Origin of the sequence: Thalassoglobus sp. JC818 (assembly GCF_040717535.1) — a bacterium.
Lineage (GTDB): Bacteria > Planctomycetota > Planctomycetia > Planctomycetales > Planctomycetaceae > Thalassoglobus.
On record NZ_JBFEFI010000005.1, the window covers coordinates 310,844 to 324,508 of the forward strand.

Consider the following 13,665-nt stretch of genomic DNA (forward strand, 5'->3'; position numbering starts at 1 on the left):
GTGGACATCAAGAAATGGAATCTGCCAATTCACATTTAGAGTCAGCAATCACTCGATTCCGGCCAATCTTACTGACACTGGCCGAGGCGCTCATTTTCCCGACTTATCGAGGAGAACTGGAGGCATCAGATCTCGTGCAGCAAACTCTCATGGAAGCTCATCGTTCGAGCAACTCACTTGGAGACCTGGATGAAGCGCGATTTTTTTCGTGGCTACGTACAGCCCTCCAGCGAAACGTCTTGGACGCGATCAAACATGTCAAAACACTCAAGAATGACCATCGACGCCGTTTGCGAGCAGCTGACATCGAAGACTCATTTGTGCAACTGGACAATGTTCTGATTGCCGAGGACACGTCACCCAGCCAAGTCGTCCAAAAAAACGAGCAGATATCGTTGATGCTGACAGCAATTCAATCGCTCCCAGAAAGTCAAAAGAAGGCAGTGATCCTCAAACACCTCCGTGGCTTCTCACTCCGAGAAGTTGCCGATGCACTTGACATTTCGGAATCTGCGACGGCAGGGCTGTTGCATCGCGGCCGCCAACGTCTCGTAGAACTGATCGAGGGAGGGGGCAATGACTGAGGACAGTCCGAACGCAAACATGCTTTCTTACGATGAGACTTTCGCTGAAATTGAGCGGGCGTTGGAGCGAGGAGAATTGTCCTCGTGCGGCAACGTAGTCGCCGATCACGAAAGGCATTATCTGTTTGTCGACGAGATCGCATCGCCCGTACGGACTGCTCTCAAGGCTCTCGGCGGACCGCCAGTTCTACCCGAATACGGCGAATTGACTGAATTAGGTCGTGGCGGCATGGGTGTTGTCTATCGTGCCCAGCACCAGACAACAAAACGAGTTGACGCAATCAAAGTCATTCGGCCCGATCAAATTGCCATCTCAAGCGCTGAGCACTTCGAGATGATACGGCGGCTTTTCCGTCAGGAATCGCAACTCGCTGCCACCGTGGCTCATGAGCACATTGTACCTGTTTACCAGGTCGGCGAAGTCGACGGCACGGCTTGGTATTCCATGCAGCTCGTTGATGGAATCAGTCTCAAAGAGTTGGCGATTCGGGAATCCTTGTCTCCCGAGCAAGTTGCTACCTACATCGAAAGTATTGCCAAGGCTGTTGATGTTGTTCATCGCCATGGAGTTTTACACGGAGACATCAAGCCACAGAACATTCTGATTGAGCGAGAAACCGACAGACCGCTGATCATGGACTTTGGCGTGGCGGAGGTGATGGACACTTTCGCTCCCGCATTGAGTGTCGGTGGCACAGCAGCATATCTGGCTCCAGAGATTAGAAGTGGATTGGAACAACGGCAAAATAGCGAGAAACTCGTTATGCGATCCGTTTCCTCAGACGTTTATGCGCTCGGAGCGACTTTGCGGGCAACGCTGAAGCGGTCGATTGACAACGAAAGTCGAATCCCGCCAGGACTGCGTGATATTTGCAATAAAAGCGTTGCTGAAAATCCTGCGGAGCGATACTCGACAGCTGCTGAGTTAGCGAATGCACTCCGAAGCTGGCTGGATCGTCCAAAATGGAATCAGCATTTTCCTCGGCTGCGAAACTTGTTGGTGTCTGTCGTCGCTCCGATCCTTGCTCTCAGTGGGATTACTGCATGGTGGCTATTGAACCATGAAGCCGCAGAGTACGCGGTCTGGATGACGATGTTCGTTGGTTACGTTCCTCTGTTCGCAACTTTTCTCGCCAGTCAGCCAGTTACCAGAGGAACCGATCACGCTCGCAGGGAAATCTGGTCTGTTTGGCTAGGCCATATGGTTGGCTCAGTAAGCTGCATGATTTCGCTAAGGATCATTTGCCATTCTGACTTGGCTGAGGCCATTGCATTGTTTTACCCCTGTTGGGCGGCGATTTCATCCACAGTGTTCTTTGCGAAAAGTGGCAACTTCTGGGGCACGTATCGCTGGATTGGGACAGGGTGGGCGATTCTCGCCATTGTGTTGGCAATGATGTCTGCTGTAAGCCCAATCATCTTTGGCGTCTGTGCTGCAATTACGTGCTCGGTAATCGCATTTGGAGACTCTGCCTTTCAATCACGGTGATCAGCTTTGAGGAGTGGGAGATGAATCATAGATGCTTACTTGCCTTGTCGGCTTTTTATGTGGCTTCAGTTCTTGGGTGCACCGGGTCAGTCTATCCGTTGTTGACCGATGGGAACCTGCTCAAGGATTCCGATCTGAGTGGAGAGTGGATGCTGGAATTACCCGACAAGGATGGAAATATCCAGAAGATCAAGATCGAATTGGATGGATATGACACCTCAACATACGATCTGACCATTCCCGAGGAATGGCTGCAAAGCAGGAAGGAGAGTCAATCTCACGGCCTTGAGTTTCCTGAGGTCTGGAGGTTTCAAGTCGGAAAGATTGAGAACGAGCTGTTTGCGCAACTTATTCCACGAGATTTGCCGATCGGACCTCCAGTTGCACACGGCATGCCCGTTTATTGGTTCGGGAAGCTCACAATGAAGGATGACACCATCGAGTTTTCTGCCGTCTCAGATGACCGAGCGTTTATCGCAACTCAGGAGAAGCTGCCTCACATAAAACTTGAGCCATCACAGTTCGTCGAGATGACAGTGTTCACGATGCCAACGGCCCAACTTCAAGAAAACGTGATCAAACACAAGGACAAGTTGTTCAGATCGCGGCCTTTGATTCTTCGTAGAGCCAATAGCACGAAAGCCTTGAAAGATGAATCGGAAATGAGAACTCCATAACACAACTTGAACTTGTTTTCAGTTTCCCACGTGGCTTCTCGTTTCGCTAAGGCAGCTTCGGATCGTAGCTCAGCAACTCGGGTCGCGAGCAAAACGGCGATGCGGGCAGGCCGTCGCGGTTGTAGAGATTGCAGTTCTCCGGGTTGATGGCGTAGGCGTACCGAACTGCGATCGGCGACGTGATAGTTTCGGAGGTGACGATCACTTTCTTGCCGTCTATCGTGGATTTCGCTGGGTGCCATTTGCCGGATGAGCCTGTCACCTCGAAATACTCCAGCTCTGATTGCGGTGTCTCGCGTGGTTCGGCAAGACCATCTTTGTCGGCAACCATAAGGCCACTTTCGGCATAGCTGAAGTGCAGAATGACTCTGTCTCCCTGAATCTCCTGCCGTTCAAACATCGGACCGCTGAATGGAACGGACCGACCGAAGTCCTTCGCCAATGCCCAGCGGGCCAGTCGTTCGCCGACATCAATCTTGTTCGGTGGATGAATCCCAGCACCATCGAGGTCCAGAGTCACGACCATGCCTGTGTTTGGGAGATCGGTAGCGAGTCGCTGTTGTTCCCGCAGGTAAGGCCAGCCCTCGCCAGCGCCACTGCCGGGAAGCTGCACGAAATAAACAGGCAACTTCTCGTTCCCAAATGCCTCACGCCAGCCATTGATCAAGGCCCGCATCTTATGCTGATAGTCGCGGGGATCTTCCTGCACACCACTGTTCGATTCGCCCTGGTACCAGATTGCCCCTCGGACACCCAACCGGCTGATTGGAGCAAGTCGAGAATGGAATAGCCGACCTGGCAACCAGTTGGCATCACGGGCTCGGACTCCACCTGGCAATTTCCAGATTCCTTCGAGGTCTTCCCGGTCGCCGAGTTCCAATTCCTTTTTGAGAGTCGGGTGCGAATCGAACGCCGCTCGCGGAATGAAAGGTTCAATCGGTGTTCCGCCACGCGAGGTGTCAATCACGCCGATCGGGACATTCAATTCTGTTTCGAGCCGACGAGCGAAGTAGAACGCGACGCCAGAAAAATGCGAAACCGTTTTCGGACCACACACTGACCAGGTTGCTCTCTGACGCAAATCGCTCAACGGTTTCGAGCTTTCAGGTTCGTTGATGCGACAGAATCGCAGCTGAGGCAGTTCAGCTGCGGCAATGTCCTTTGCAACCGGTTCCAGTTCCTTCGCCATCGCACCAACGGTCATGGCCATGTTCGATTGACCACTCGCGTGCCAGACGTCGCCCACCAGGACATCGTTGACCACGATTGCCTGCTCGCCGCTCTCGACTCGCAGTTGCCGACAATGCGAATCGGCTTCCGAGGGTTTCAGGGTGACTGACCATGCGCCATGCTCATTGGCAATGGCCGACTTTGTCTGATCGAGAAGGATGACGGTCACTTTATCACCTGCCTCCGCCCAGCCCCAAACCGGAATCGGCTGATCGCGTTGCAGAACCATCTGATCAGCAAAAATGCCAGCCAGACGTAGCTCGGCGGAGGCTTCAGGAACTCCGACGCCGAGAAGGACTATCGCGATAATCAGATTGAGACAGTGCTTCATTCGGTTGAACCTAATCACGTTCAGTCTGGAGTTCTAAAACGGCGAAGATCGCTCGATGGTCTGACGCGACGGCTTCGTCGAGGACTTTGACTTCAACGACTTTCCAGCGATTCGCCGGACGATGCAAAATGAAGTCGATTTGTTTTGTCGGCTTGTTCACGGGTACTGTGGCCATCGGTTTTGCATTTGCCCGAGTCCACATCTTCTCAAACAGCTGAAGTGTTTCACTCTCAGGTGTCGCGTTGAGGTCGCCCGCCAGCAATGCAGGCTGCTCAGGGTGACTTGCAATCAGCTCATTGATGACCTTCGCCGATTCGAGGCGTTCGCGTTCATCGGCTCGATGGTCCAGGTGCGTGGCCAGCAACAGCACTGTTTGATCTGCTTGCGGTATTTCGATTTCCGCTTCGATGACGCCGCGCTGTTCGCCGTTGTCGATGGTCGGAAGAAGATGGTTCTTGTGCCGGGCGATTGGGAATCGAGAGAGCACGGCATTGCCGTAGTGGCCTCCCTGAAGTTCGATGTTGGCACCGAAAATGACCTTCATTTCCGTCAGTCGGGCCAGTTCCGCAGGCTGGTCGATGCTGCCAGTCCGTTTTACGTTCTGGTCGACTTCCTGCAAGGCCACCACATCAGGACTGACTGAAAGGATCACCTTTGTGATCCGCTCCAAGTCGAGCTTGCGATCGACTCCTTCGGCGTGATGGATGTTGTAGCTCAGCACCCGCAGTCGTACCGGATCCTGAGCTTGACTCACTGTCACTGGCAATAGAGCACCGAACGACAGCAGTAAGACCTTGAACAATCGTTTCATTTTATCAGTGCTTCTGATCATGCCGACCGCCACTTCAGAACTTTGGATTCACCATTCCATGGATGCTGAGCATCGGTGGTGTGAGTCGTGAGAGTAACGTCATTTGCAGTGAGCTTCGCTGTCGTCCAACTAGTTGTCGACTTCTCTGGGTCGGCAACGTAGGACGTCGCGGGGGTGTTGAGAATGTGAATGCCCTGATGCTCAGCATAGCTGCGATCATGGATGTGTCCGTGGATGTAGGCTTTGACCCACGTGCGTGGCCCGATGATTTCCCAAAGTTCCTGGGAGTCAATCAGTCCGCCGGGAAAGTGCAGTGGATCACCGCCGAGACGCGGGTTGTGATGCGTGACAATGATCGCAGGTTTCGTCTTCAAGCTGTCGAGGGCAGAAGCCAGCCATTTCAGCTGCGACTCTCCAATCGTGCCTTGAGTGACCATCGTTTTTTGTAACGAGTCGAGCAAAAAGAAATCAGCATGCTGCGTCTCGACGACGGCAATGTGTCGAGACTCGACAGGAGGCTTTTCTGGGCGTTGCTCGCTCAGAATCTCATAGAACGCTTCGCGATGATCGTGGTTACCGAGAGTGAGATGAGTCTCAATCCCTGCTTCCTGAAGCGGAAGAATCAGCTTGGCAAAGTGCCGATAGTCTCCCGGTTGACCATCCTTGAGTGCCAGATCGCCGTTGATGAGCACGCACGCTGGCTTCGTCGGTCGATCCACCAACTCAGTGACGACCTGACGCAGGTGACTTGGGACCGGGGAATCCGGCGGGTGCTTCTCTCCAATGTGCGTGTCATTGAGCAAGTAGACAAGATCGGACTCGACGTCCGTTGGCTCAGCGGCATTCGCACCACGACCATACAACAGCACGATCGCGCCGGCAGCTTGCAGGAAACATCTGCGATTCAAATTGGCCAGATGGATAGGCATGATGAGCGACTTTCATAACAACATCTCAAACTCGTCAAGCCTACATCATACCATGACATCTATCCCATTCTCAAAGTGAATGGCGAACGTGGCGGACTGCACAAACTGCATATTCGCAACCGAGGACGCCCATTCTTCTATTCCATGTCAGGCTCCTCATCACACATGGCTTCCCATTCAAGCTGCTCTTGAAGGGCCACATCGTCGTCAATCTCAAACTCAATTCGTTGGCGACAGACTGGGCGTCGCGAACGAGCTTCGTGCTCATCTTTGATTCGATCCCAAATCGCTTGTACGCCTGAACCTTCCATCGTCCCGTTTGTCGACAGATGTCGTGTGATCGGACCGATATATTCCTGCCAGCTTGGCAAACTGATATATCGCTCTCCAAGAGCAATCTGCCGGTCCAAATAGGCGACTCGCTCTGTCTCATCGTGGTGAAGAAATCCGGCCGCTGTCCATGCTTGACGCCAGTCGTGCTCGTGTTCCTTGATCGCCGATACTGTGCAGGGCCGACCTCGATGAAGAAGTTCCAGGATCGGTCCAGCCAAGGCTAAGTGGCACAGGTTTTCCATCAATCGAGTATGTGGGAACGTGCCAGGTGGATACTGCAAATCTGGCATACGGATCATGGTCCACTCATCGAGCCGCTGTACTTGCGGACCGATGCGGGACAGGTCGGCGACTGAGAATCCATTGACCGACAGCAGTTCAATGGGAAACCCTGCGTTCATAGCAAGCAGAGCGTGGCCGCTGATGTGATAGATGCGATCTTCGGTGATCTCTTTCGAGGCGGTTGTCGTGGCCATAATCTCGCATTATCGACAGACCGACTCGTCTCGAATCGGCCGGTCGTGAAACGGTGGGCGCGCCCTACTGGCGTCTCAGGCGAGGGCCCGGTCATGAGCCCCTCTTGGTCAGGTATTGAAGTGGTAGTACCGGATTCGGTGAAGCAACTTCTGCTGGGCTGGGATCGAAAAGCCTTCTTTCTCCTGCTCATCAGACGAAACACGAGCTTACATCACGGCCGTTGAGTGATTGGGTGAGCACTGACGACGCACTGCATTGGCTCGTTTCTGTCGATGAAAATTATTCTACCCGTTTGAGGCGGAAATGTCTTCGACGACCGTTCCGAAGTTCAGCTAGAGCTAATCCGCATTCTTCCAAGGAATCTCAAATCCCAGTTGTTCCAGCTTCGCTTCACATTCTGATCGCTCTCGGTTACGGAGAAGCCTCCCATCTTCGCGGCGTAGCCAATCGGCGGTTTCTGCAACAGCAAGGGCGTCACTGTCGGCTGATCGAGAAAGAAGACTGACTATCTGAACTTCTAAGTCGGTCAAAAACATTGCCTTTAGCCGATACTGTGTAAACGCCTCCCATGTGTAAGGGCACCATCTACTCACGACTTCTTTGCCAATCACATCGGCATATGCCCGTATTTCTGACTGAGCGTGGCTATCCATCCGCAAAGACAAAAAATGTAGAAGGTTGTGCAAATCAATCTTCCAATACGCTTCGGTGTAAGTTGAAAGTGGTAGATCCTTTCTCGCCTGCTCCCTCGCGACACCTGCCGCCAAGCGTTCCTCGTAGACATCCCTTGCGTGCTGTTGTAGCTTCGCCTCAGCGGACGTGAGCTTTTTCCCCAATTCAGGGTCAAGGAATTGTCCGCTTCCTTGGCGGTTCGATGTCGCCTGCTCACGCCACTGGTCCGATGGCGTAACTTGGCACGCATCAATAGCCTCCGAATATCTCGTCGAGTATTCGTTGACGTTCGCGGTACGATGCCGAATCCACTGTCTCCAGCAGTCCATGGGAACTCTGACATGCAGTTTGATCTCACACATTTCAAAGGGAGTCGTGTGCCGATGGCGCATCAAATATCGAATCAGTCCCCGGTCTTCACTTACGCGTTTTGTTCCTTTTCCATAAGAAACGCGAGCGGCCTGAACGATTGAGTCATCGGTGCCCATGTAGTCCACGACTCGTACGAATCCGTCATTTAGAACCCTGAATGGCTGTCCCAGGACGGTTTCGAGTTCATTTGAGACCGGACGTTGAACGGCTTCTGGTTTCTCACTCATGCCTGCACCTTTCGTAACATTCCTTTCGTCATCGAAGCGAGCACAGCTCGTGCCACGGCTTCCGCCAATAGAGGTGGTACAGCATCTGCAACTTGCTGCTGCTGAAATCCGATGGAGCCAACGAACTTGTAACAGTCTGGAAATGACTGAAGCCTGGCAGCTTCTCTCACCGACAGACCCCTGTTCTGGGTAGGATGAATCAGCATGTTTTTTCTGAAATTCCCGATTACCTTTGAGGGCTCACCCCACTTCAAACGGTAGTAGATGCCAGTGTGGCAGCGGCTCGAATCAAAATAGTTGTCCATTAGCTCAGCAGGAATTGCCTCCCAATTTTGTCCTTGGCGTATGTGCTTGTATCGCTCAATTATCAACTCCGAGTTATTTGTTACGATGTTGCCGTCAACGTAGTCTTTTCCATTCCTCATTGACTTCTGATAATCAGTAATGCGACGCCCGTCTCGGTATGACAGGCAACCGCAATTCGCTCCTACTGGCAGGCGCGGAAGGTCACTGATTGCTTCTTTCACAGAAACAAAGGCATTGTCCTCCGTTCCATGTGTCGGCTGCGGGAATTGCACGGGAAGTCCAAGACGATTTCCAACAACAAATATCCGCCGTCGAGTTTGTGGAACTCCAAAATCGGCCGCATTCAGTTCTTGCCATTCAGCTTCGTATCCGAGCTCTCTCGCTCGTTCAACAATCGAGTTGAGTACCGCTCCATCAGCGAGCGTTTTCAATCCAGCGACGTTCTCCAGAACGAACCACTGCGGTTCAAGGGCCTCGACGTATCGGAAGAATTGGCGATAGAGATGATTGCGAGGATTTTCCAGTGTACGCGTACGACGATTCGACTCAGAGAACCCTTGACACGGAGGCCCTCCAAAGAGCAATGTCAGATCGCCTCGGCGAATGGATGCACGTCGCGCTACGGCAAGCGGGTCCAAGTTTGAGACATCGTCAATAATCAGATCCGTTTCGCAATGATTCGCTCGAAAAGTCTCAGCTGCACGCGGGTCGGCCTCGATGGCTTGTACAATCTGAAAACCTGCGTGAGCAAATCCATAGCTCATGCCCCCAGCGCCGGAAAACAGTTCTAACGCCAGAGGCTTGGGGCGTATGCGGATTTCAGGTTCCGACTCTGCTTTGGCCACAATGCACATCCGCGCAAGCGGGCAGCCACCGCACCGGGGTGCTTTAGTCCTACACCTTTCTCGGCCGTGAGCGACTGCGTTGATATGAAATCGGCGCCGAAAATTCCATGGGATCATCGCTTCGAGAAGATCATGAGCCTCGTCATAACTGACTGTCCGTGCAATCAGTCCCACGCGTATAGCGAGACGGTACATATGAAAGTCGACTGGAAGAACATGCCTCCCAAAGGCGTACATCAATATGCGGCGGGCAGCGTACTTTCCGATTCCAGGCAAGACGGTAAGCTTACTCAATGCCGCCATATTCGGCTGATTGCGAAGGCAAGACAGGTCAAGACTACCGTACGTAACCGTAATGGCGTTCAGAGCTGCCTTGATCAACTTCGCTCTGCGATTCGCACTCCCCGCAACTCGAATCAGTTCTGCAATCTCACTGACGTCAGCGTCTCGGACAGACTCCCATGAGTCGAATGCTGCGTCCAGCTGTTTGAACGCTTCCGCGTACTTCTTCTCGTCGTTTTCTTCGGAAAGGAGGATGAAGACCAGCTCTGCAATGGGATCGCTCTGATTCCCCAAGTCTGGAGTATCATATTCCAGCTCAAGGAGGTTCGTGATTCGCTCTATCCTTTTCGCAACACTCACCGCTTCACTACTCCTTGATAAGTCTCCGAGATTCCATGCGAATAATCTCGATTGAACTCACCAGATGGCGTGTAAACCAAGGAAGTTTCTGGGAACTGTCTATGTACTTCGTACATTGCGATAGCACTGAGTTTTGGTCCAAGCGACGTCATCACGACATTGCAGCTTTGCGCCCGTTGTTTCACTTGATTGAAAAGGGATTCAAACCCTTGATCTTCCGCGTACGCATCTAGTTGGAACTGCTCGACGTCGAACTCTTTGTACTCATCTTTGAGGGACTCTTTATGGTTTTCGATGTTCTTCGCATTGTTGTCGTACTGTTCACCGGTCTGGAAACCCAACAAAACATGTCTGGGTTCGTAGTGCCACATCAGCTGTCTCGTCCTCTCAGGATCGAACCCAGTTGCAATAACTAAACAGGTGGGACTTCCGAGCGTTGCCAGCCCCGACAGCTTGTAGACAAGTCTTGGTCGTCCAGGATCTCTACTAAGCCACTCGGCATAGTTTTCCGGGCGATGGTAGGCGTAGTTGACGTCAAATCCATTCTCGTGGAGGAGCGACAACAATCCCCACAGAGTATCTCTGGGCATGGTTGTGAAATCGACCAGTGGGAGAAGTGATTGCTGCGCAGTCGACTCGACCTCTGACCTCAACGCATGCCACGTTGCGACGGGATCGTCGAATGAGATAGGAACTTCAATGTGTGATACGCCCTCTCGGGTGAACAACTCCCCAACCGTGGCCCGATTCGATGCGGTCCACTCAGCGTTCTCTTGGTAGTAAAATACAACCGCGCGTTCAAAAGTATGCTTGGCAAGTAGTCGTTCCGCACCAAGACGGAAGCGATCCTCCCAACTCGCGACAGTAATGAACCAATTTGGATTATTCATCGTCATCAAAAAGCTCCCTCTGGCCCTTCGGCTTCACCTTTTTGCTTTTCTTTGCGTCCATTGGAATAGCGATTCCGTTGGTAGCGTTTCGCAGGTGTTCCGCCTGGATTGAAACCCTCGCGTGCTGACCATGCGGGTCTAACCCTCTCACTGGCCAAAGCATTCGGTTTGGCACGTAGTACGACTCTCTTTTCCCTCTTTCCTTTGCAGGTCCACTGCGGATGTACAGGAGTTGTGCGGCCCTCGCGATTTCAAGCAACGGCATCAGGTCAGATTCATCTTCCTCGCTCATCGCAGAAATGGTGAAAGATATAGCGCGTGGCTCTGACTCATGCTCATCCAGTCGTTTGCGGAATAGAACGGCCAACTGATCAAAGAGGTTGTGAATGCGTTTCGCGTCAGACCGTGAGCAACCTTCAATAAACCGGTCCAACTGCTCTAATCGCTCCCAAATTCGCTTGCTGCGGTCAATGATACGATCACGTTGAATCTGAGGATCAATTTGCGAGACCGACCCTGATTGGGACTTGGCGTCATCATACATCCAATAACATGGCTCCAAGAGATTGCGAATCACTCCGGTGGAGAGGTAGACCAATGTTTGAAATCCTGAGTATGCTGGTAAATTCGAGTGGTCGGCCCGTTGCCTGAACCATTCGGCTCTTGCGAAGCGATAGATGTAGTCGTTGATCTTCTTTGCGGGGCCTTCTGGATACATTTCCTGTGCCCGCTTGCGAACGGTCTCACGGCATTCTTCGAGTTCCTTTTCGACGGTCGGGCTTACAGGAAAGAACTCATCGGGCGAGCACTCAATCCCAGCTTCCTTGAGTCGTTTGGTGATTAGCTTGCTGGCAAGTTGACCAAAATTTGACTCCTCGTTGTGATACGGCTGTTCCAAGTCAATTTGTATGAAGTCATGTCCTTCGAGAATGCTTCCTCCGCTAGGCGTTTTGAAGTGAAGCTGATCAGCGCGTGCAGACGCGATTTTGATGCTGAATAATGAGTGATCTCGATAAGCAATCCAGGAGTTGACAACTCGCAGCTGGTCATCGTTCAAGTCGTGAACGTCATCCAGCATGAACATGAAATGAGCATTCCGCAGCCTTGGTATACGCCTCAATGTATCGAGTAGCGGGAGTACGGAAGTGCCAAAAGAGCGAGTTGGAGGAAAATCAGATTCCAAGGAGGGTGCGTTTAGAGCGAGTTGAACCTCACGTGCTTCCTTCTGAATTGCCTGCTTCAACGCGTTGAGAAATTCTGGTGTAGACGGCAGGTCCAGCCCCAAAGAGTAGGCGACTTCCTGTTTGAGCTGATCGACATCGCAACCTTCGGTGAGGTTGTCGATAACCGACAAGTCATCGACAAGATGGTACAGAACACTCATCGTCAAGAAGTTTTCCGAAAGTATCGACGCATAGTCGGGGTCTTTCAGTAGTTCCTGCTCTTTCTTTTTCATGAGTACCGTCTTACACGGCACGTAGATTCCCAGACGGCGCGGCAATTCCTCACTAGCGTGCTTTTGGACCGCAAGTGAGTTGTACATGAGTGCCATTGTCTTTCCGGATCCTCTATCACCAACAATTACGACATTTCGGGTTGAGTCAATAAACCGCGAGTAGTTGAAGTCGTCGATGAAATAAGTTGCAATCTTGCTGGCAGGAAGATTATTTGCAGCTTCGTATTCAAATGGATTGTTTAGAGTGCTCATGTTGCCTCCTGCTCGTTTTGGGCGTCGGGGGTTCCGCAAGCGCCTTCGAGCTTGTTTATGATGGTTTCAATGGCATACGCACTGTCCAGCTCAGGGATTGTTTTTGCAGTACCACCGGGGACAACCAAGTCGGTCAATTCCAGAGGCTCTAGGCCGAGGTCGAGTTGCTGTCCATCCATCCAGAAAGTCAACGTCGCAGATGTTTGCTTGAAATCGCCAAGACAGGAGGAGTAGAACCTCGCGTACTGGCGTTCCTCATCGAGCTTCCTGATGCGGTAGTATGCGAACTCCAAGAGTCGCTTCAGCCGTTCAAGCTGATCTGCATCAATCGTCCCGTCTTTTGAGTCGACGTCGATGTGATACGTCAAAGCGATTCGTTTGTTGCCTCGGTCAATGCAGATTTCTGTGATATTAGCATAATCGTGATACTTCTCTGATTTGATATCGAACGCGTGTGCTCGTCGCAGATACTCGCAGGTTCGCTGCTTTCCCTCTGCCAGTTCATCCCCGAATCGCAAGATTGCTGCAATCTCACGCATGCGAATTGGCTTCTTGTGAAACGCTTCAGTCTCCGCCAAGTCTCGAATTGTATCCTTACTGCCGTCACGAGCTTCACCGCCGTGTGCGCCAACAACCGCGAGAACGATCTTCTTTTCTTGAAAAGAAGGTGTTGGAGTGCCTCGAACATGGTCGTAAATGTCCGAGACTTTCTTCTCATGCCCCTCACGGCCGTGAATGTTGCCGGTGTCGTGAAAAAGAACCGACAGGAGCAGCGCTAGTTTTTCACGCGCATCGAGGTGATTTGTCGGTGTGATTTCGTAGACCTGATTCAAGACGTCAGCAATGTGCTCTGGGCCATGATCCGTAAGGTCGGGTTCCGTCCGCACCACGTTTTTCCAGATCGGTAGCAACTTGTCGCGCACAGCCGTGTATTCGCCGTAAAGCGTATCGCCCTGGGATTCGCCAAACTCTTTGACGAGGGAATCCTTCAAGTCTCTTTCAATATCCAGTGTTTCCCACATGCGGACTACACCCCATTCCTGTTGCTGCTTTGCATTTGAGTCGTGACAAGTCGAACGTGGTCGGATGGTCCTTCGTTCCACCGATTACGCAAACAACTCGCTATCGAATACCAAATTCGT

12 protein-coding genes are annotated in these 13,665 nt (G+C 52.1%); 3 read left to right on the forward strand and 9 right to left on the reverse strand.

All coding sequences use genetic code 11. The annotated features are described in order from the left end of the window. Positions 1-14: 14 nt before the first annotated feature. Genes AB1L42_RS15230 through AB1L42_RS15240 form a run of 3 tightly spaced genes read left to right on the forward strand, consistent with a single transcriptional unit; the run spans position 15 to position 2,750 of the window. Complete coding sequence (locus AB1L42_RS15230; protein ID WP_367057365.1) at positions 15-584, forward strand: sigma-70 family RNA polymerase sigma factor; 570 nt, start codon at positions 15-17, stop codon at positions 582-584. After that, a complete protein-coding gene (locus tag AB1L42_RS15235; RefSeq protein ID WP_367057369.1) occupies positions 577-2,073 on the forward strand; it encodes a serine/threonine-protein kinase in 1,497 nt (498 codons plus the stop codon). The genes AB1L42_RS15230 and AB1L42_RS15235 overlap by 8 nt, the downstream gene beginning before the upstream one ends. A gap of 20 nt (positions 2,074-2,093) precedes the next feature. Next, entirely contained in the window at positions 2,094-2,750 is a 657-nt protein-coding gene (locus tag AB1L42_RS15240) for a hypothetical protein (protein WP_367057372.1), read from the forward strand. 46 nt (positions 2,751-2,796) lie between these two features. On the opposite strand, the gene AB1L42_RS15245 is transcribed toward AB1L42_RS15240, so the two are convergent. From AB1L42_RS15245 to AB1L42_RS15285, 9 genes are all read right to left on the reverse strand, one after another. Further along, the gene (locus AB1L42_RS15245; protein WP_367057375.1) at positions 2,797-4,311 is read right to left on the reverse strand and encodes a sialate O-acetylesterase; all 1,515 of its coding nucleotides are present in this window, start codon (positions 4,309-4,311) and stop codon (positions 2,797-2,799) included. A gap of 10 nt (positions 4,312-4,321) precedes the next feature. After that, positions 4,322-5,122, reverse strand: a complete 801-nt coding sequence (locus tag AB1L42_RS15250) for an endonuclease/exonuclease/phosphatase family protein (protein ID WP_367057378.1) — start codon at positions 5,120-5,122, stop codon at positions 4,322-4,324. Positions 5,123-5,139: 17 nt separating this feature from the next. Beyond that, positions 5,140-6,051, reverse strand: a complete 912-nt coding sequence (locus AB1L42_RS15255) for a metallophosphoesterase (protein WP_367057381.1) — start codon at positions 6,049-6,051, stop codon at positions 5,140-5,142. A gap of 137 nt (positions 6,052-6,188) precedes the next feature. Beyond that, positions 6,189-6,860, reverse strand: a complete 672-nt coding sequence (locus AB1L42_RS15260) for a hypothetical protein (protein ID WP_367057384.1) — start codon at positions 6,858-6,860, stop codon at positions 6,189-6,191. A gap of 339 nt (positions 6,861-7,199) precedes the next feature. Continuing rightward, positions 7,200-8,132, reverse strand: coding sequence for an FAD-dependent thymidylate synthase (gene thyX, locus AB1L42_RS15265; RefSeq protein WP_367057387.1), 933 nt, complete (start codon positions 8,130-8,132; stop codon positions 7,200-7,202). Then, on the reverse strand, positions 8,129-9,925 hold the full coding sequence (gene dcm / locus AB1L42_RS15270; RefSeq protein WP_367057390.1) for a DNA (cytosine-5-)-methyltransferase: 1,797 nt from the start codon (positions 9,923-9,925) through the stop codon (positions 8,129-8,131). Before dcm ends, thyX begins: the two co-directional genes overlap by 4 nt. Further along, entirely contained in the window at positions 9,922-10,815 is an 894-nt protein-coding gene (locus AB1L42_RS15275; protein WP_367057393.1) for a hypothetical protein, read from the reverse strand. Before AB1L42_RS15275 ends, dcm begins: the two co-directional genes overlap by 4 nt. After that, entirely contained in the window at positions 10,808-12,523 is a 1,716-nt protein-coding gene (locus tag AB1L42_RS15280) for a hypothetical protein (RefSeq protein ID WP_367057396.1), read from the reverse strand. Before AB1L42_RS15280 ends, AB1L42_RS15275 begins: the two co-directional genes overlap by 8 nt. Next, entirely contained in the window at positions 12,520-13,545 is a 1,026-nt protein-coding gene (locus AB1L42_RS15285) for a hypothetical protein (protein WP_367057399.1), read from the reverse strand. Before AB1L42_RS15285 ends, AB1L42_RS15280 begins: the two co-directional genes overlap by 4 nt. Positions 13,546-13,665: the final 120 nt, after the last annotated feature.